We start from the raw sequence: 19,103 nt of genomic DNA, 5'->3' as shown, positions 1-19,103 counted from the left end.
AAGATCAAGCTAGGCTCTCACGGCCGGCAATCGGATCTCCGAGGGCATGGGGGGTCGCGCATCATGACAGTCGCATTCGGCCTGCTGGGGCCGGTGACCATGCACCTGAACGGGAGCGCGGTCGCGCTGCCGGCCGGCCGGACCCAGCTCCTGCTGGCCGCGCTGCTGCTGAGCCGCGGGCGGCGGGTCTCCACCAGGCGGCTGCTGGGCGACCTGTGGGACGAGCCGCCGCCGTCGGCGCCGGTCAACCTCAGGACGTACGTGACGCGGCTGCGCGGCCTGCTGGGGCCCCACCGGGACCGGCTGGTCTGGGTGAACGCCGGCTACGTCCTGGCCGTCGAGGCGGGCGAGCTGGACTCCGACGGGTTCGAGGTCGACATCCAGGACGCGCTGGACGCGGTCCGTCGCGGACGCCCCGAGCAGTCCGCGCAGGCCCTCACGGCCGGGCTGCGGCGCTGGCGGGGCGAGGCGGCCGAGGGGCTGCCCCGCTTCGGGTCGCTCGGCCACAGCCTCGACGCGCTCGACGAGAGTCGATGGGTGTCGGTGGAGCGGTACGCCGCCGCCTGTGCCGAGGCCGGCCAGCACCGCGCGGCGGTCGCCGCGCTGCGGTCGCTGCTCGCCGACCGGCCGGCCCGGGAGTCCGCCTGGGAGGCCCTGACCAAGGCCCTCGTCAGGCTGGGTGAGCGGGCCGAGGCCATGACCGCACTGGCCGCGGCGGACGCCGCGCTGCGCGCCGGCACCGGCCGGGGCCCAGGGCTGGTTCTGCGAGAGGTCGAACGGGGCCTGCGCGAAGGGGTCCCGGCGACACCCGGCCGTCCCGATGCCGCCCCTGGCGACCTGTCGCCGCGCACCGCGCCGTCCAGCCTCCCGCCGTCCGTCGTCCTCATCGGCCGGGAACGCCTGCTGAACCAGATCGAGGCCACCCTCGGCAGGGCCGGCGCGATCGTGCTGCACGGCCCGGCCGGGGTCGGCAAGTCGGCGCTGGCCGGCGCCGTCGCCGCCCGGCTCGCCCCGTCTTGCCCGCGCGGCCAGCTCTACCTCGACTTCTGCGGCAGCAGCCCCGGGCTCACCCCGATGACGGTCGAGGAGGCCACCGGGAGCCTGCTCCGCGCGCTCGACGGCGAACGCTCGGGCGGCACCCCGGCCGCCGAGGCGGCCGAGTTGCAGACTCGGATCGGTGACGGGCGGATGCTCGTGGTCCTGGACAACGTGGTCGACGCCGGACAGGTGCGCCGCCTGCTGTCGGTGCTCGGCGCCGCCACCGTGATCGTGACCAGCCGCACGGCGCTGCCGACGCTGGACGTGGCCCACCTCGCCGTCGGCGCGCTCCCTCCCGACGAGTCGGTGGCTCTGCTCGCCCGGCACGCGGGGCCGGAACGCATCCTCGCGGCCCCGGAGGAGGCGGCGGTGCTGGCCGACCTGTGCGACCACCTTCCGCTCGCGCTGCGGATCGTCGGGGCCCGGCTGGCCGGTCGTCCCGAGTGGACCCTCGCCGACATGATCGCCCGGCTCGCCGACGAACAGTTCCGACTGGACGAGCTGAGCTGCGACGACCTGGCCGTCCGCGCCAGCCTCGCGGTCACCGCCGACGTCCTCGCCGAACGGCCCGGCGGGCCCGAGGCGCTGGCCCTGTTCGACCGGTGGGGCATGGTCTGTCCCCCGGCGATCGGCATCGAACTGGCCCAGGTGCTCACCGGAACCGATGCCCGTGAGGCGCGCGCGCTGCTGGACCGGCTGGCCGCCGCCGGCCTCGTCGAGGCGTGCGGGACAGACCGCTATCGCCTGCACGACCTCGTGCGGCTCTACGCGATGGAGCGCGGCCGACGCGACCCGACGGGCCGGGCGGCGGCGATCCACGCGGCCCGCTGCCACTGGCTCGGCACCACGCGACGGGCCGGCGACCACCTTCGGCGCGTTCCCGACCGACCGGCCGACGGGTTCGTCGAGACGCGGCCCGTCGTGACCTTCGCCGACCAGCGGGAGGCCCTGCGATGGCTGGACCGGGAGCGGGAGAACCTGGTCGCCGCCGCGCGTGTGGCGGCTCGGGACGGCACCACCGAGGGAGACCTGTTCGCGGTCCGACTGTGCGCGGAGCTGTACCCCTTCCTCCCCATGCGGGGGTACTACCGCGATCTCCGTGAGGTGGCCCAGGGTGCGCTGCGGTGCGCCCGTCGACTGGGCAGCCGGCCGGACGAGGCGACCTCGCTGACCTACTTCGCGGTGGCCCAGTCCCGCCTGGGTGAGACCGACCGGGCGGTCGACAACCTCCGGATCGCGCTCGCGCTACGGGAGGCGGACGACGACACGCAGGCGGTGGCGGTGACCCTCGACCACCTCGGCGTGCTGCTCGCCGCCGCCGGCCGCCTCGACGAGGCCCGAGCGGCCTTCCTGCGCGCCCTCGACCTGCACCGTCGGCGCGCCGACCGCCGGCGGATGGGCGTCACCCTCAACAACCTCGCCGACGTGCTGCTGCAACTCGACCAGCCCGACGCGGCGCTCGCCCATCTCCAGGAGAGCCTGCGGCTGCGCCGGGAGATCGGCGACGAACTGGGCCTCGGCATCACCATCCTGACCATCGGCCAGGCGTACGCCCGCAGTGGCCGGTACCGGCAGGCGTACGGTTGGCTCGACCGGGCCCTCACCGCAGCCCGCGACACCGGCAACCGCGAGGCCGAGTGGCGGGTGCTCACCGTGCGGGCGAAGGTGCACCGCGACACGGGCCAGCAGCTCACGGCCCGCGACGACCTGCACCTCGCGCTCGCCATCTCCGAGCAGACCGGGGACACCATCGGCGCCGACGAGGTGCGCCGCGCGCTGACCGCGCTCCGCGTCCCCGCCGCACGGCGATCGGCCCGTCGGACCTGACCCGGGCACGAGAGCCTCGGCGCCGGGGCGATCGGTCCCGGGATCGTCGCGTCAGTCGTCCGGCCGCGCCCTGCGGACGGTCTTGCTCAGCGTCGCGGGGAGGCCGAGAAGCGCGAGCCATCCGGTCAGCATGAGGGTCCGCGTGGTCGTTCCGAGCAGGGCTATCACCGTTCCGCTGGCCGTGGTGCCGATCGCCGCTCCCCCGGTGGTGAGGGTCTCGACCGCGCTGGTGACGCGCCCGCGCAGCGCATCCGGGGTCACGGCGAGCCGGTAGGACTCGAGGGCGACGTTGTAGACCGGCGAGACCACCGACTCGGCGAACGCCACCAGCGAGAGCAGCCACCAGGTCGGTGCCACGGCATAGAACGGAAAGATCAGTGCTTCCGCCCACAGCATCGTGATGGAGAGCGCCGGACGCCACGTGGTGCGCCCGGGTCGGGCTCACCGGCAACGGCGTCTCACCGGAGTCCGCGAACTACCGCGGCAGATACCTCCGGCACTACAACTCGGAGGGTCTGGCTGAGCAACGGCGCCGGCGGCGAGGCGTGGAACTCCCCCGCGTCGTGGGCCGCGGACAGCACCTGGAACATCACCGCACCCTGGGCGCCCTGAACCGTCGGTCACGCACCGGGCCTGATCGATGTTCATCTATTGACAAAGAGACTTTACAGCTCCACGCTGAGAGCGCTCTCCCGCACCGCCACGCCAACCGGAAGGAGTTCGATGACCAGGATATTGGCGCTGCTCACCACCGCGACGCTCGCGCTGCCGATCCCGGCCGCCGCGGCACCGGCGGCACCCACCGCCCCGCAGGTCGAGGCGCAGGCGTCCGGCCTGCCGACCGGCATGGCCGCGGCGATGCGCCGCGATCTGCACCTGACCGACGACCAACTCACCGCCCGCCTCACGACCGAGGCCGCCGCGGCGGTGGTCGACCGACGCCTGCGCTCCCGCCTCGGCACCCGGTACGCCGGCTCGTGGCTGGACGCCGGCGGTCCGCTCACCGTCGCCGTCACCGATGCGTCGGCCGCCGCGACGGTACGGGCCGAGGGCGCCCGGCCCCGGCTCGTCGCCCGAACGCTCAACACCCTCACCGCGGCACGCACCACACTGGATCGACGCGCACGCAGCCATCCACCCGGCACCGCCGTACGTAGTTGGCACGTGGACGCCGCCGCCAACCAGGTCGTGGTGCGGGTCGCGCCGGGGCAGGAGCGCGCGGCCCGGTCGTTCGTCGGTGGCAGCGGCCTCACCGCCGGGATCGTCCGCTACTCGACGGCTCCGGACGCGCCGCGCCCGCTGTACGACATCCGCGGCGGAGACCAGTTCGTCATCAACGGCAACGTGCTCTGCTCGGTGGGCTTCGCCGTCGCCGGCGGCTTCGTCACCGCCGGACACTGCGGGGCCACCGGCAGCCCCACCCGTGGATTCAACAACGTGGCGCAGGGCACGTTCGCCGGCTCGTCGTTCCCGGGCAACGACTACGCCTGGGTCCGCACCGACGCAGACTGGACGCCGCGTCCCTGGGTGAACAACTACGCCGGGGGCAACGCTCCCGTCGTAGGCTCCCGGGACGCGGTGATCGGCAGCTCGGTGTGCCGGTCGGGACGGACGACCGGCTGGCGCTGCGGCACCCTCCTGGGCCGGGAGGAGACGGTCAACTACGCCCAGGGTGCGGTCTACGGACTCAGCCGCAGCAACGCCTGCGCCGAGGGAGGCGACTCCGGTGGCGCCTGGCTCTCCGGCGACCAGGCCCAGGGGGTGACCTCCGGCGGATCGGGCAACTGCACCACCGGCGGCACCATGTGGTTCCAGCCGGTCAACGAGATCCTCGGCGCCTACGGGCTGAACCTGGTCACCACCGGCGGGGGCGGCACCGGGACCCGGATCATCAGCAACTGGAACAACAAGTGCGTCGACGTGCCGAACTCGAACTTCTCCGACGGAGTTCCCCTGCAGACCTGGACCTGCAACGGCACGGCGGCACAGGGCTGGACCTTCACCGGCGGCAGCCTGCGCACACAGAACAACATGTGCATGGACGTGGCCTGGGGCTCGCGGGACAACGGCGCGGTCATCCAGATCGCCACCTGCAGCGGCAACGCCGCGCAGCAGTTCGTGCTCTCCGCCGCCGGCGACCTGGTCAACCCGCAGGCCAACAAGTGCGTCGACATCAAGGACTGGAACGGCAACGACGGCGCGCGGTTGATCCTCTGGGAGTGCGCCGGCACCGCCAACCAGAAGTGGCGCACCGGCTGAGCAGTGCCCTCGACACGGCGTCCCGTCCCGGTCCGAGGTGGGCCGGGACGGGAGCCGCGCCTCGGCCTTACCCGAGGGTGCATCGGATGAAGCGGGGGCGGTAGATGCCGGGGTCGCGGTAGTGGTCCGCGTCCGGCGAGACGCGGGTGTCCATGCTGTTGACGCTGTAGGACGCGACGAACGTGTCACCGGAGCTGAGCGCCGCGTGGACGTGGGCGTTGGACGAGATCACTGGGTGAGCCTCCGGCTCGGCGGTCGCCACGAGCATCGACAGGGACGTCGGGTATCGCTGCGGGTCGCGGATGGATCCTGTCGATCGGAGGTACGCCGGCACCGACCGGGCCGAGCGCAGCGCGACCAGTCCGTCGGACCCCGCACCGCTGAGGGGGATTGCCGCAGCGGTGCGGACCGTCGGACCCGGTGTCGAGACCTCAGCCGGCCAACGCTCGGCGGCAGCGAGCGAGGCCCGCGCGCAGGTCCCGGCGCAGCGCCCGGTCCAGGCCGGGCTGGTCGAGCGCCTGGGCGAAGTCGCGGGCCGCCTCGTCCCACCGACCCAGCCGGGCCAGGGCCGTGCCCCGGTTGTAGCGCGGCACGGGAGCCGCCGACAGCGCCACCGCCCGGTCCAGGTCGGCGAGCGCGGCGACCGCGTCCCCGCGCTCGAACCGCGCGGCGGCCCGGTTCGCCCACGCCTCCACCAGCTCGGGGTCCTCGCCGAGGGCTCGGGTGAACAGTTCGTCGGCCTCGGCGGGACGGCCGCGCTCGGCGCGGACCAGGCCCAGGGTGCACAGCAGCGCAGGGTCCCGCGGAGCGCCGGCCAGCCCTGCCCGCGCGCCGGCCTCGGCGGCGTCGAGCGCGCCGCGCTCCACATGCAGGTTGACCAGGGCGATCCGGGCGTCGAGGTGCCCGGGGTCGATGGCGAGCACCCGCTCCAGGTCGGCGCGCGCCCGCTCGGGGCGGCCCCGCTCCTGCTGGAGCACGGCCCGGTTGTAGTACGCCTCGGGCAGGTGCGGTCCCAGCCGAACGGCGGCGTCGTAGTCACGGATCGCGGCTCGGGTCCGGCCCGCCGCCCGGTGAAGGGCCGCACGGTCCACGTAGTACTCGCAGTTGTCGGGGTCGTGGGCGATCACCGCGTCCAGGTCGGCCATCGCCCGCGCCGGGTCGCCCAGCGCGAGGAGAACCTGCGCCCGGTTGTGGCGCAGCCGGGCGAGGTCCTGCCGACGCTCGCCGGGGACGAGCGCGGCCGTCAGCCGGGCCAGCCCGTCGTCGACGAGCCGCAGCGCGTGGTCGGGCCGGCCGGCCCGACTGTCCAGCAGCGCGAGGCCCTGCTCGTAGAAGACCGTCGACAGCAGACGTTGGCGTGGGTCGGCCAGCCCCGCGGCGAGACGCAGCGCCTGCTCCAGCCAGCGCCGGGCCTGCGCCGGGTCCTGGTCGGCCGCCGGCAGGTGCCGGGCATGCAGCATGGCGGTGGCGTACGCCGCCGACATAGTGATCTTCGGATCGTCGGTGACGGCCCGTGCCTCGTCGTAGAGGTCGAGCGCCTCGGCGGCCCGGTCCAGGGCCGCCAGGGCGGTGGCCAGGCCGGTGGTGAACGCCCACCAGTGCCGCAGGTCGCCACCGGGGGTGACCGCCGCCCGACCACGGCGGGCCACTCGGGCCGCATGATGGTAGAAGCCGCCGGCCAGGCCGTCACCCAGGGCTCGCCGCAGTGCCTGCGGGGTGCGCTCGTCTGGCGACGGGTCGGGGGCCCCACCGTCGCGTAGGTCGAGGCGCACCATGGCCGACAGGGGCCGGCGGGCCAGTGCGTCCAGCAACTCGACGGTCGTCTCGTCAGCGCGGGAGACGTGATCGAACCGGACGGTCACGGGCTGCCGGAGTGTGCCGGCCCAGGCCTCCACCAGCTCTGCCGCGCCGAAGGCCAGGCAGGCGGTCCGGCGGGCGGGGTGGAAGCGGATCGGCTCCTCCTCGGCCGGCGGCCGGGCCGCCGGATCGAGCTGGGGGGCGATCGCGCGCAGTTCGACGGCGTGCCGGGCAGCCAGACGGGGCCGGTCGGCGGCGATCCGACCGAGAAAGGCCGAGACTCCGGCGTACGGCCCGTGGTCACGGTGGCAGTCGTAGCGCGGTGGAGCGCCGGTCACGGCCGGGCCCACCGCCGCAGGGGCGGGCGCCCGGGAGCGCCCGCCGCGCCGGCAGCTACCAGCACCACTCGATCCAGAGCCGGCGTGCGCCGGAGACCAGACGGAGCGCGCTCGTGCGGCGGATGGTCATCTTCCTCATAGGAACCTCCGATGTGATCCACTTCAGGGCTGGTCCAGAGCGTAATCGTGATCGATATAAATAAGAAGAGTTCTCGTGATTGCTGCCCTGGGGGATGTCCCGCATCAGCCGGCTCCCGGCGCGTGCCGACCGGCCCCTGAAACGGGAGCCGGCCGGCAAACGGGTCATCGTGGCGGGGCGAACGCCGAGACGCCGTTGGGCGTGCCGAGGCCCGTCGGCGCGTCCCAGCCCCGCGAGCCGGTGCACAGGACACGCGGTGTGCAGGTGCCTGTGGAACCGCTGGTGACGTCGAACAGGCCACGACGGGCCGCGTAGGGGTAGCCGGCCGGAGCGCCCTGCCCACCGGCCGCGCCGGCCAGGGCGTACACCGCCGCGATGATCGGGGCCCCGGCGCTCGTGCCGCCGTCGATCCCCCAACCCCCGTCGCCGTACGTCTGGTACACCGCGACGCCCGTCCCGGGGTCACCGACCGCGGCGACGTCGGCCGTGGCCCGCGTCGCGCAGGCCCGCACCCGGTGCTGGAAGGCCGGCTTCGCGATGTAGGCCGAGCAGCCGCCGCCCGAGCCGGACCACGCCGACTCGGTCCAGCCCCGCCAGTTCCACGCCCGGCGCAGCGAGGTGCCGCCCACCGCGACGACCCCCGCCGAGGACGCCGGGTAGACCGGGCCCCCGGCCGCGCCGCTGTCGCCGCTGGCCGCCGTGAAGACCACGCCCGGGGCCGAGAAGAACAACGGGTCGACAGTGAGCTCCAGCTCCTGCTCCGGCAGGCCCCAGCTCATCGACACGTACGACGCGCCGAGCGCGACGGCCGTGGACACCCCTTCGAGCAGGTTCAGCGAGGCGTCGTCGGCCTCGACCAGCAGAATCCGGCACGACGGGCACACGGCCGACACCATGTCCAGGTCGAGGCTGCTCTCCCCCGCCCAGGCCGGATCCGGCGCCGGCAACGGGGCGGCGTCGCCGCGCTGGTTGACCTTGCGGAAGCAGCCGTTCGCGCTGGTGCACGGCGGCAGACCGTACGTCGAGCGGTACACCTGCAGATCGGCCTCCGCGGCCGGGTTGTCGTAGGCGACCACGACCGCGATCGTGGCGTCGGTCCGGCTGAACGGCAGGCGGTAGGCGGAGCGCAGGTCGGCGGGGCCGAGCCCGTCGGGCCGCGCCGGACGACCGGACGGCTTCCCGTGCCGCACCCCGGTGCGCTTGAGCGCGAAGCACCGGAACTGCCCGGGCGTGGCCGGCGCCGCGCAGCTCGGCACCACGTCGGCGCCCGCGGCCGACGCCGGCTCGGCCCGCGACGGGACCGCGACGGCCGCCACGGTGACCACCAGAGACAGGGCCACGGCGCTGCGCGTCAAGGTTCGCACGATGTTGACCACACTGCTGCTCCTTCTGTCGGTCCGGCCGTCCGGCGGACGTGCCCCGCCGAGTCTGGTGGTCCCCGCGACGGGCGGGCAAGACGGATCGGGGCACGCCGGCGATGTCTCGCCGGCGGGACGTCGAACGCTTGTCGGGCCAGGACAGTCACGGTAGACAGAGGCCACATCCCGCCCGACGACGCTCGCGAGGAGAATCAGGTGTCCACTGTGGCCTGCCCCGACTGCGAAGCCCGTGTGTCGCTCGACACGCCGGTGCTCAACGAGATCGTCGAGTGCGCCGAGTGCCGCAGCGAGCTCGAAGTGCTGTCCACCGATCCCGTGGTGCTCGGCAGAGCCCCCGAGGTCGAGGAGGACTGGGGCGAGTAGGCGACGGGGAGCGGGGAACACGCCATGTCCAAGCTTGCGGTGCTCGGTGGGACGCGAGCCGTCCCCGAGGGCACGACCGTGCCGCGGTGGCCGATCGTCACCGACGCGGAACGCGCGGCCGTGCTCGGCGTCATCGACTCGGGGCGGTTCACCGTCGCCGCGGGCGGCGAGCAGGAGATCCCGGCGCTGGAGCGGGAGTGGGCGGACCGGGTCGGTGTCGGACACTGTGTGGCCGTCGCCAACGGCACCATCGGGCTGTCGATCGCGCTCGCCGCCGCCGGCGTCGGGCCCGGCGACGAGGTGGTCGTGCCGGCGCTGAGTTTCGTCGGCACCGCGCTCGCCGTCGCGCACCTCGGGGCCGTACCGGTCTTCGTCGACATCGACCCGGTCTCGTTCAACCTCGACCCGGACGCCCTGCGAGCCGCGCTGTCGGACCGCACGGCCGCGGTGGTGCCGGTGCACCTGCACGGCCTGCCCGCCGACATGGACGAGATCGGCGCCGTCGCCGCGCGGCACCGCCTCGCGGTCGTCGAGGACGCGGCGCAGGCACACGGCGTCGCGTACCGCGGCCGTCGCACCGGCTCGCTCGGCGACCTGGCGGCGTTCAGCCTCAACGCCTCGAAGAACCTGCCGACGTGCGGCGAGGGCGGCCTGGTCACGACCGACGACGCCCGGCTGGCCGGGCGTGCGGCACTGCTGCGTCAGTTCGGCGAACGGCTGCCCGCGCGGGGCGACCGGCCCTACCGGTCGGAGCTCGCCGGCTGGAACGGCAAGATCAACGCGATTCAGGCGGCATTCACCCGCGCCCAGCTCGCCCACCTCGACGAGTGGGCGCTGGCGCGGGACCGTAACGTACGGGCGTTCCTCGACCGGACCGCGGCCATCCCCGGGCTCGTCGCGCCGACGGCGCCGGGCGACCGTGAGCACGGCTGGCACATCCTGCGCTTCCGGCTGCTCCCGGCCGCGTTCGACCTGCCGGAGACCGCCGGCGGCGCCCTGCGGGCGGCGATCTGCCGGGTGCTACGGGGCGAAGGGGTGCCGGCCTCGCGCTACCAGAGCATGCCCCTGTCGCGTCAGCCGCTCTTCGCCGACGGCGGGCCGACCTGTCGCCGCAGCGACGTCCCGGTGACCGAGGCGGTCGTCGCCGACTCCTTCGTGCTGCAACGGGTCCACCTGCACCCGGACGCGGGTCCGTTGCTGGATCGCGTCGCCGACGCGCTGGAGAAGGTGTGGGAGCACCGCGCGACGCTGGCGGTGCTGGCCCGCGCCCAGCACGGCGGAGACCAGGTGGCGGCGTGACCAGGACCGTCATCGTGCTGTGGAGCGTCCCGCGCTCGCGCTCGACCGCGTTCTTCCGGATGATGCTGCAACGCGGCGACCACATCGCCGTCCACGAGCCGTTCTCCACCCTGGCCGAGCACGGCGCGGCCGACGTCGGCGGCCGCATCGCGCACGACGAGGCCGGCGTAGTCGCGGCCCTGCGCGAGCTGGCCGACCGGGCGCCCGTCTTCGTCAAGGACACCACCGACGCCCGCTATCCGGCGGTCCTCGCCGACGAGGCGTTCCTGGGCGGCCTGGCCCGCAGCGCGTTCCTGATCCGCCGCCCGGCCGAGACCATCCCGTCGTACTACGCCGTGAACCCCCGGGTGCGGTCCGAACAGATCGGCTTCACGCACCTGCGGGAGCTGTTCGAACGGGTCCGCTCGCTGACCGGAACGACACCCCCGGTCATCGACGCCGAGGACCTCGTCGCCGCGCCCGAGACAACCGTGGCGCGGTTCTGCGCCCTGCTCGGGCTGCAGTTCCTGCCCGAGGCGATGACGTGGCCGGCGGGCGACCGGCCGGAGTGGCAGGCGACCCGCCGCTGGCACGCCGACGTCGCGCGGAGCACCGCGCTCACCCGCCGCCCGCCCAGCCACGCCGTGGACCTCGACGCCGTGCCACATCTGGCCGGCTACCTGGCCCACCACGAGCCGGTGTACCGCGAGCTGCGCCGGCACCGGATCCGACCGGCGGGTGAGCGGCCGTGAACGCGCCGACGGTGGCGCTGCTGGCCTCCACCATCCGCGTCGAGGAGAAGCAGATCATGGCGGCCCTGTCCCGGCGGGACCTCGCCTACACCCGGGTGGACCCGCGCCGGCTCAGGTTCAACACCGACGGGCCGGGACCGCCGTACTCGTTCGCCCTCAACCGCGAGATCAGCCAGACCCGGGCCGAGTACGCCGCCGAGGCGCTGGAAGCGTGTGGCGTCGTCGGCGTCAACAGCGCCGCCGCCGTCGGCACCTGCGGCGACAAGTGGCGCACCTCGCTGGCGCTGCGCGCGCGGGGCCTGCCCACGCCCCGCACCGCGCTGGCGTTGACCCCGCAGGCGGCGCTCGACGCCCTCGACGAGCTGGGCTATCCGGCCGTCATCAAGCCGCTCGTCGGGTCCTGGGGTCGCCTCGTCGGCCGGCTGACCTGCCGGGACGCGGCAGAGACGGTGCTGGAGCACGTCGCCGCGCTGCCCTCGCCGCGCTCGCACGTGGTGTACCTCCAGGAGCAGATCACGACGGTGCGCCGCGACCTGCGGGTGATCGTCGTCGGCGACCAGGCCGTCGGCGTCACCTGGCGTCGCGCCGAGGGCTGGCGGGCCAACGTCGCGACCGGCGCGAACAGCGTCCGCTGCCTGCTCACCGCTCCGATCAGCGAACTGGCCGTCGCCGCCACCGAGGCGGTCGGGGCCGAGATCGCCGGCGTGGACCTGCTGGAGGACCGCGCCGGCGACCTGTACGTGCTGGAGGTCAACCACCGGGTCGAGTTCGCCGGGTTCCAGGCCGCGCACGGCGATCGGGTGGACGTCGCCGAGCGGATCGCCGACTATCTCGGACGGCGGGCCGGCGCGTGATCCGCGCCGCGATCATCGGCGCCGCGGGTTACATCGGCGGGGAACTGCTGCGCCTGCTCCTCGGCCACCCCGACGTGACCGTCACCGCCGCCGTCTCCGCGAGCTCGACCGGGCGGCGGGTCGACGGCACGCACCCCAACCTGCGCTCGCTGACCGACCTGACGTTCTGCGCCATGGACCGGCTCGGCGCCTGCGACGTGCTGTTCCACGCCGGCGGTCACCGGGCGGGCATGACGGTCCTGCCCGGCCTCCTCGACCACGGCGCCGTGCTCGTCGACCTCTCCGGCGACTTCCGCCTCGCCGACCCCGTGGCCTACGAGCGGTGGTACGGCGTCGCGCACGCCGCGCCCCGCCTGCTCCCCACCTTCGTGCCCGGCCTGCCCGAGACGCAGCGCAAACGGCTGGCGCAGGCCGACCGGATCAGCGTGCCCGGCTGCATGGCCACGGCGGGGATCCTGGCGCTGCAACCGCTCACCGCGGCCGGGCTCGTCGCCGGCCAGGTCTGGGTCGACGCCCGCACCGGCTCCAGCGGCTCCGGCGGGCGGCCCGGCGAAGGCAATGTGCACGCCGAACGGGCCGGCGCGATGCGGGTGTTCGCACCTGCCGGTCACCGGCACGAAGCGGAGATCGCCGAGGCGACCGGCGTCGAGGTGGGCATGTCGGTCACCGGGGTGGAGGCGGTGCGCGGCGTGCAGGTGCTGTGCCGGGTACGGCTGGTGGACGGCGTGGACGAACGGCTCGTGCGGGAGACGTACCGGCTGCGCTACGCCGACGAGCCGTTCGTGCGGGTCGTCGCCCAGCGGCGCGGCCTGTACCGCCTGCCCGAGCCGAAGATCCTCGCCGGGTCGAACTTCTGCGACGTCGGCTTCGCCCTCGGCGGGCGCGGCCGGGAGGCGGTGCTCGTCGCGGCGCTCGACAACCTCGTCAAGGGCGGCGCCGGCAACGCGGTGCAGTGCATGAACATCCGGTTCGGCCTGCCCGAGCGGCGGGGCCTGGACTTCCCCGGCCTGCACCCGAACTGACCAACCGTCCAGCCCGCCCCCGAAGGAGGCCGATGTCGGACATCATCGTGGTGAAGTGCGGCGGCACGTCCGCCGTCGACTCTGCCGCCGTCTGCGCCGACGTCGCCGCGGTCAGGGCCGCCGGTCGGCGGGTCGTGCTGGTCCACGGCGGCTCCGCGCAGATCGACGCGATCGCCGCCCGGCTGGGCGTCGTGCAGCGCCGGATCACCGCGCCGGACGGCTCGTCGGCCCGCTACACCGACCGAGCCACGCTCGAGGTGGTGCTGCTGGCCCTCGCGGGTGCGGTCAAACCGCGCCTCGTCGCCGCGCTGACCGCCGCCGGGGCACCGGCGGTCGGACTCACCGGTCTGGACGCCGGGCTCATCGTCGCCCGCCGCCACGGGCCGCACCGCGCGGTGATCGACGGGCGGACCCGGCTGGTCCGCGACAACCACACCGGCCGGATCGTGGCGGTCCACGCCGGACTGCTGCGTACGCTGCTGGACGCCGGCACGGTGCCGGTGATCTCACCGCCCGCCCTCGGGTTGGACGGCGCGCCGGTCAACATCGACGCCGACCGGGCCGCGGCCGCCGTCGCCGCCGCCCTCGGCGCACGACGCCTGCTGCTGCTCACCGCCGCGCCGGGGGTGCTGGCCGACCCGGCTGACGAGCGGACGGTCCGCGACGTGGTGACGCTGACTCCGAACGGTGGACCGCCTGCGGGCGTGGGCGGCGGCGCGACGGTGAAGCTGCTCGCCGCGCGGGACGCACTGCGCGCCGGTGTCGGAGACGTGATGATCGCCGACGGGCGGGCCCACCAACCCGTACGGGCCGCCCTCGACGGCGCGGGCACACGGGTGCGCCTGACCGGGACGACGGTACCGGCGTGACCCCGCACGCCGCCGAACGGCTGCTCCAGGACATGGTGCGGATCCCGTCGCCGTCCGGGGACGAGGAACGGCTGGCCCGCCTCGTCGTCGCGCGGATGCGGACGCTCGGCTTCACCGCGCGGGTCGACGCGGCCGGCAACGCGGTCGGCGAGCTCGACCGCGGCGACGGGCCCACCGTCATGCTCCTCGGCCACCTCGACACCGCCGGCGACACGCTTCCGGTGCGCGTCGCGAACGGCCGCCTGTACGGCCGTGGCGCCGTCGACGCCAAGGGCCCCCTCGCCGCGATGATCAGCGCCGCCGCCGGGGCGAGCCGGGCGCGCGGCCGCGTCGTCGTCGTCGGCGCCGTCGAGGAGGAGCTGCCCAGCTCCCGCGGCGCCCGGCTTGTCGGCAGCAGCCACCCGCCACCGTCGGCGCTCGTCGTCGGTGAGCCGAGCGGCTGGTCGACGGTCGTCCTGGGGTACAAGGGCAAGCTCGACCTGCGCTACCGGGTGACGTGTCCGGCCGGCCACCCGACCCGCCCCGGGCCGAAGGCGGTCGAGCTGGCCGCCGCCGCCTGGGAGACGCTCACCGCGCTCGCCGGCACACCCGACGCGCACACGGCGTTCGACCGACCGGCCACCACCCTGTGCTCGCTGCGCGGCGACCTGACCGAGGCCGAGGCCGAGTTCACGGTACGCATCCCGCTCGGGTTCGACGCCGACGCGCTCGTCACCGCGTTGCGCCGCCGGCTGCCGGCCGGACGGCTGGAGGTGTGCGCCAGCGTGCCGGCGTGCCGGGTCGAGCGGCGTGATCCGGCGGTGCGCGCCCTGGTCGGCGGCGTACGCGCGCAGGGCGGCACGGTCGGTTACAAGGTGAAGACCGCGACGTCCGACATGAACACGCTTGCCGAGTACTGGAACGTGCCGATGGCCTGCTATGGCCCCGGCGACAGCAGGCTCGACCACAGCGCCGACGAGCACCTCGAACTGGCCGAGTACCACCGGGCGATCGCGACCCTGCGTTGGGCCGTCGAGCGCCTCACCACCGCACCGGCGACCGGGAGCAGATGATGAGCGTAGTGACGCCGCCACGGGCCGACACCGCCGCCGCGCGGGTGCGCCGGCGCATCGTGCAGATGTGCGGGCACGCCCGCGGCGGGCACCTCGGCGGCTCGATGTCGCTGGTGGAGATCCTGCTGACGCTGTACCAGGACGTCATGCGGATCGACCCGGAGCGCCCCGACGACCCGGACCGGGACATCATGGTGCTGAGCAAGGGCCACGGCGCGATCGGACTGTACGCGGTACTCGCCGAGTGCGGTTTCCTGCCCGAATCCGCGGTCGCCGGGTACGGCCGCCCCGGCGGCACGCTGCTCGCGCACCCGGTCCCCGACGTCGCCGGAGTCGAGGCTCCGACCGGCGCGCTGGGCCACGGGCTGCCACTCGGCGTCGGGTACGCCCTGGCGATGCGGCTCGACGAGGCCGAACGCCGTTGCTTCGTGGTGCTCGGCGACGGCGAGTTGCAGGAGGGCTCGGTGTGGGAGGCGGCGATGGCGGCGGCCGCGCACCGGCTCGACCGGCTCGTCGCCGTCGTCGACCGCAACGGCCTGCAGATCACCGGACCGACCGAGGAGGTGCTGGCGCTGGAGCCACTCGCGGCGAAGTGGGCGAGCTTCGGGTGGACGGTGCGCGCCGTCGACGGCCACGACCGCGACCAGCTGCGCACCGCGCTGTCCGCGCCCGCGGAGTCCGGACGGCCGACCGTCGTGCTCGCCACCACCGTCAAGGGCAAGGGGCTGCCGTACGTCGAGGACCAGGTGCACAGCCACTACGCCCGGCTCGGGGAGCGCCAGCTCACCCGGGCCATGGCGGCCCTGCAGCAGGACACCCGGGTGGCGCGGCCGTGAGCGCCCCGGGCACCGCGGCCCGCCCGGCCCGCGAGGTGTGCGCGCAGCTCCTGGCCGAGCTGATGCTCGCCGACGAGCGCCTGGTGTGCCTGGACAGCGACACCGGGCAGTTCGCGCGGGTGGACTTCGGCGCCGCCGCCGACCGGTACGTCAACCTGGGCATCGCCGAGCAGAACCTGCTGGGCGCCGCGGCCGGCCTGGCCCGGGCCGGTCGTATCCCGGTCGTGCACACGATGGCGACGTTCGCCGCCACCCGCGCCCTGGAGGCGGTGAAGATCGACGTCGCCTTCGGCAACCTCGCGGTGCACATCGTGGCGACCCACGGCGGGCTCTCCGCCGGCAGCCTCGGCCCGACCCACCACGCGCTGGAGGACGTCGCGGTGCTGCGCACCCTGCCGAACCTGCGTGTCGTCGTGCCGGCCGACGCGGACGACGCCGCCGGCCTGCTGCGGCAGTGCCTCGACGGCCCGGGTCCGAGCTACCTACGGCTCGGGCGGGAGGGCACCCCACCGCTGCCGCCACGCCCGTCGCCGGCACTGCTCGGCCGGGCCCAGGTGCTGCGGCCGATCGGCGGAGACGTGACCATCGTCGGCTGCGGTCCCCGTCCCGTCCGGCTCGCGCTCCAGGCCGCCGACGCGCTCACCGCCTCCGGCGTCGCCACCACGGTGCTCGACATGCACACGGTCAAGCCCCTCGATGTGGCGACGCTGACCGCCGCGGCCGGCAACGACACGGTGCTCACCGTCGAGGACCACTGGGCGGCCGGCGGGCTGGGCTCGGCCGTCGCCGAGTGCCTCGCCGAGCAGGGAACCCGGGTCCGGCGGGTCGGCGCGCCGGATCGTTTCTTCCCGTACGCGGGCGAGCACGAGGACCTGCTGGAGCGGGCCGGCGTGACGGCGGCACGGGTGGTGGCGGCGGCGCACGCGATGCTCGCCGAGACGCCGCGCCAGCGGTAGCTCCGCTCAGCTCGCCGGGGCCGACCGCATCACCCCCGGGCCGCCGAGCACGACTGTCTCGGCGGCGGCGCGATGGTAGAACCGGCCGATCGCCGCCGCCCGGGTGATGCCGTGGGCGCCGTGCAGTTGCACCCCCTCGGCCGTCACGTCCCGGGCCAGCTGCGCGACGAGGGCGAGCACCGCCGCGCCGCGCGCGGGCTCGGGCACCCGTCCGGCGTCGTGCTCGACGGCACGGGCCCGCACCAGGACCCGGGCGGCGTGCAGCCGGGCGGCCAGCGCCGCCAGCCGGAACGACACGTGCTGGAACGCGGCGATCGGCTGCCCGAACTGCCGTCGGGTCTTGGCGCGGGTGAGCGTCAGGTCGAACGCCTGCGCGGACAGGCCGAGCAGATACCCGCACTGCCGCAGGCGCAGCCGCTCGACGAGTGCCGCGTGAGCCGCCGACCCGACCTCACACAGCACCCCGCCCGGCTCCACGTCCGCCCGCTCGAACGCCACCGCGAAGAGGTCCTCGTGCCCGAGCGCGTCGCGGTGGCGCAACCGCACGCCCGGCTGGTCACGCCGCACGGCGACGAGCACCGGTCCGGCCGGCGTCCACGCCGGCGCCACGAGCACCTCGGCGACGTCGGCGTGCGCCACGAGCGCCACGGTCCCGCTGAGCACGCCGCCGTCGAGCACGAGGACTGCCTCCCCCGGCGAGGTCGGCTCGGCCGCGGTGACCTCCCCGGCCACCGCGGCCGTGACGGTGCCCCCGGCCGCCGCGACGGCCAGCGGCCAGCCGCTGCCTCCGGAGCCGTCCCTCGCCGCGGCCTCCGCGACGGCGACGGTCGCCAGGTAGGGCCCCCGCACCAGCGCACGGCCGAGTTCCTCGGCCACTACGAGCGACTCGACGAGGCCGTGGCCGGCGCCGCCCGCCGCCGGCGGCAGCGTCAACCCGACGCTGCCGCTGCGCACGAGCGCCTGCCAGGCCGCGGCCGGGTCGGTCCGCGGTGCGCCGGCGGACGTACCCGGCCCGGCCGCGGCGGTCTCGGCGGCGAAGGCGCTACCGACGAAGCGTCGCAGCCGCCGCCGGAACGCGGCGTCGGGATCGTCGAGCGGTAGCGGCGGCGCGTCGCCGATCTGCACGCGCAGGTGCCCGGTCGCCACGGCGTACAGCATGATCTCCGACGTGCCCGCGGACAGGGTGAGGCCCGGGCACTCCCGGTACTGCTCGTCGGCGCCCGGGCCGGCGGGCGCGTCCACCACCGCGCCCGCGGCGGCCTCCACGTCCAGCGCGAGCCGGGCGATCGGCCGGCCCAGCTCGGTGTTGTACCACTTGGCGATCGCCGCGCCGGCGCCGTCCAGCTCCCGGCGCGCCTGCTTGCCGATCATCTGCCAGGCGAGGTGGCCGCCCGCCTCGACGCGCGCGTCGAGGACCGCCGAGGCTCCGGCGAACCAGGGTTCCCGGTCGAGGCCGAGCGCGGTCGCGCGGGCGCCGACCGCGTCGAGCCAGTGACGCATCTTCAGGTGCGCCTCGAAGCCGGTGCGCTCGATGGACAGCGCGGTGTTCAACAGCGGCCACGCCTCGCCCGGCGGGCCGATCACGTGGTCGTCGGGGACGAACACCCCGTCGAGCAGCACCGTGCTGAACGGCGCCTCCCCCAGGTTGGGCTCGGGGCGCACGGTGACGCCGGGGTCGCCCAACGACACCCAGAACAGGGTGATCCCGGTGTGCGCCGGCGGCCCGTCGTCGCCCGCGCTGTCCGACCCGCCGACGGACCCGCAGGTCTCGGCGAGCCGCGCGGCGACCAGCGCGTAGCCGGCGTGCTCGGTGGCCTGGCTGTAGCTCTTGCGGCCGTGCAGGCGGTAGCCGCCCTCCACCCGCTCGGCCCGGCTGGTCAGGGAGGCGAGATCCGAGCCGGTGTCGGGCTCGCTGTACAACGTGCACGAGGTCAGCTCGCCCGCCGCGAGCGACGGCAGATACGTCCGGTTGACGGCGTCGTTGCCGGCCAGCAACAGGCAGGTGCCGACGTAGCAGATCGAGACGACGAACAGGAGATCGGGCACGCCGTTGCGGACCAGCTCGCGGTGCACGATCGCGGTCTCGACCGGGCCGAGGCCGAGGCCGCCGTACTCCCGCGGCCAGCCCGGCGCGAGCCAGCCACGGGCGCCGAGCAGCCGGTGCAGCGGGCCGAGCGCCTCGCCGCGGGCCGGGCCGTCAGCGGCGGCACGCGCCACGAGCGGCCGCCCGAGCGGCCCGGTGAGCAGCGCGCGGACGCCCTGTTCGAGCGCCAACTGATCCGCGGTGAGGCCGATCTGGCCGTCCGCCGTGCCCGCCTGACGGGCGGAGGTCGTGGTCGTCACG

16 protein-coding genes are annotated in these 19,103 nt (G+C 75.1%); 11 read left to right on the top strand and 5 right to left on the bottom strand.

Annotated elements, in window-relative coordinates; genetic code table 11:
* Positions 1-63: 63 nt before the first annotated feature.
* Complete coding sequence (locus ACIA5A_RS23620; RefSeq protein ID WP_396766181.1) at positions 64-2,865, top strand: AfsR/SARP family transcriptional regulator; 2,802 nt, start codon at positions 64-66, stop codon at positions 2,863-2,865.
* Between the two features lie 51 nt (positions 2,866-2,916).
* Here ACIA5A_RS23620 and ACIA5A_RS23615 read toward each other — a convergent pair whose 3' ends face one another.
* The gene (locus tag ACIA5A_RS23615; RefSeq protein ID WP_396766178.1) at positions 2,917-3,261 is read right to left on the bottom strand and encodes a hypothetical protein; all 345 of its coding nucleotides are present in this window, start codon (positions 3,259-3,261) and stop codon (positions 2,917-2,919) included.
* Between the two features lie 327 nt (positions 3,262-3,588).
* Between ACIA5A_RS23615 and ACIA5A_RS23610 the strand changes: the two genes are divergently transcribed.
* Positions 3,589-5,124: a ricin-type beta-trefoil lectin domain protein gene (locus ACIA5A_RS23610; RefSeq protein ID WP_396766176.1), complete on the top strand. Its 1,536-nt coding sequence runs from the start codon at positions 3,589-3,591 to the stop codon at positions 5,122-5,124.
* A 67-nt stretch (positions 5,125-5,191) separates the two neighbouring features.
* On the opposite strand, the gene ACIA5A_RS23605 is transcribed toward ACIA5A_RS23610, so the two are convergent.
* From ACIA5A_RS23605 to ACIA5A_RS23595, 3 genes are all read right to left on the bottom strand, one after another.
* Positions 5,192-5,356: a hypothetical protein gene (locus ACIA5A_RS23605; protein WP_396766173.1), complete on the bottom strand. Its 165-nt coding sequence runs from the start codon at positions 5,354-5,356 to the stop codon at positions 5,192-5,194.
* A gap of 199 nt (positions 5,357-5,555) precedes the next feature.
* Positions 5,556-7,259: a tetratricopeptide repeat protein gene (locus tag ACIA5A_RS23600; RefSeq protein WP_396766171.1), complete on the bottom strand. Its 1,704-nt coding sequence runs from the start codon at positions 7,257-7,259 to the stop codon at positions 5,556-5,558.
* Positions 7,260-7,562: 303 nt separating this feature from the next.
* Entirely contained in the window at positions 7,563-8,753 is a 1,191-nt protein-coding gene (locus tag ACIA5A_RS23595) for a S8 family serine peptidase (protein WP_396766168.1), read from the bottom strand.
* Positions 8,754-8,972: 219 nt separating this feature from the next.
* On the opposite strand from ACIA5A_RS23595, the gene lysW reads away from it, so the two are divergent.
* Genes lysW through ACIA5A_RS23550 form a run of 9 tightly spaced genes read left to right on the top strand, consistent with a single transcriptional unit; the run spans position 8,973 to position 16,759 of the window.
* Positions 8,973-9,140 (top strand): lysine biosynthesis protein LysW, encoded by a 168-nt coding sequence (gene lysW / locus ACIA5A_RS23590; RefSeq protein ID WP_181569177.1) that lies wholly within the window; start codon positions 8,973-8,975, stop codon positions 9,138-9,140.
* A gap of 24 nt (positions 9,141-9,164) precedes the next feature.
* Positions 9,165-10,439: a DegT/DnrJ/EryC1/StrS family aminotransferase gene (locus ACIA5A_RS23585; RefSeq protein WP_396766165.1), complete on the top strand. Its 1,275-nt coding sequence runs from the start codon at positions 9,165-9,167 to the stop codon at positions 10,437-10,439.
* Entirely contained in the window at positions 10,436-11,170 is a 735-nt protein-coding gene (locus tag ACIA5A_RS23580) for a hypothetical protein (RefSeq protein WP_396766162.1), read from the top strand. The genes ACIA5A_RS23585 and ACIA5A_RS23580 overlap by 4 nt, the downstream gene beginning before the upstream one ends.
* Positions 11,167-12,024, top strand: coding sequence for a RimK family alpha-L-glutamate ligase (locus ACIA5A_RS23575; protein ID WP_396766160.1), 858 nt, complete (start codon positions 11,167-11,169; stop codon positions 12,022-12,024). The genes ACIA5A_RS23580 and ACIA5A_RS23575 overlap by 4 nt, the downstream gene beginning before the upstream one ends.
* On the top strand, positions 12,021-13,046 hold the full coding sequence (gene argC / locus ACIA5A_RS23570) for an N-acetyl-gamma-glutamyl-phosphate reductase (RefSeq protein WP_396766157.1): 1,026 nt from the start codon (positions 12,021-12,023) through the stop codon (positions 13,044-13,046). The genes ACIA5A_RS23575 and argC overlap by 4 nt, the downstream gene beginning before the upstream one ends.
* Positions 13,047-13,078: 32 nt before the next feature.
* On the top strand, positions 13,079-13,915 hold the full coding sequence (locus tag ACIA5A_RS23565) for a [LysW]-aminoadipate kinase (protein ID WP_396766154.1): 837 nt from the start codon (positions 13,079-13,081) through the stop codon (positions 13,913-13,915).
* Complete coding sequence (locus ACIA5A_RS23560) at positions 13,912-14,967, top strand: M20/M25/M40 family metallo-hydrolase (protein WP_396766151.1); 1,056 nt, start codon at positions 13,912-13,914, stop codon at positions 14,965-14,967. Before ACIA5A_RS23565 ends, ACIA5A_RS23560 begins: the two co-directional genes overlap by 4 nt.
* Positions 14,967-15,803: a transketolase gene (locus ACIA5A_RS23555; protein ID WP_396766149.1), complete on the top strand. Its 837-nt coding sequence runs from the start codon at positions 14,967-14,969 to the stop codon at positions 15,801-15,803. Before ACIA5A_RS23560 ends, ACIA5A_RS23555 begins: the two co-directional genes overlap by 1 nt.
* Positions 15,800-16,759, top strand: coding sequence for a transketolase family protein (locus ACIA5A_RS23550; RefSeq protein WP_396766146.1), 960 nt, complete (start codon positions 15,800-15,802; stop codon positions 16,757-16,759). Before ACIA5A_RS23555 ends, ACIA5A_RS23550 begins: the two co-directional genes overlap by 4 nt.
* Before the next feature lie 6 nt (positions 16,760-16,765).
* Here ACIA5A_RS23550 and ACIA5A_RS23545 read toward each other — a convergent pair whose 3' ends face one another.
* The gene (locus ACIA5A_RS23545; protein WP_396766143.1) at positions 16,766-19,102 is read right to left on the bottom strand and encodes an acyl-CoA dehydrogenase family protein; all 2,337 of its coding nucleotides are present in this window, start codon (positions 19,100-19,102) and stop codon (positions 16,766-16,768) included.
* Between the last annotated feature and the right edge of the window lies 1 nt (position 19,103).

The organism is Micromonospora sp. NPDC051300, assembly GCF_044455315.1.
Lineage (GTDB): Bacteria > Actinomycetota > Actinomycetes > Mycobacteriales > Micromonosporaceae > Micromonospora > Micromonospora robiginosa.
Note: the sequence above shows the minus strand (reverse complement) of the source record. Positions and strands in the feature narration are given on the sequence as shown.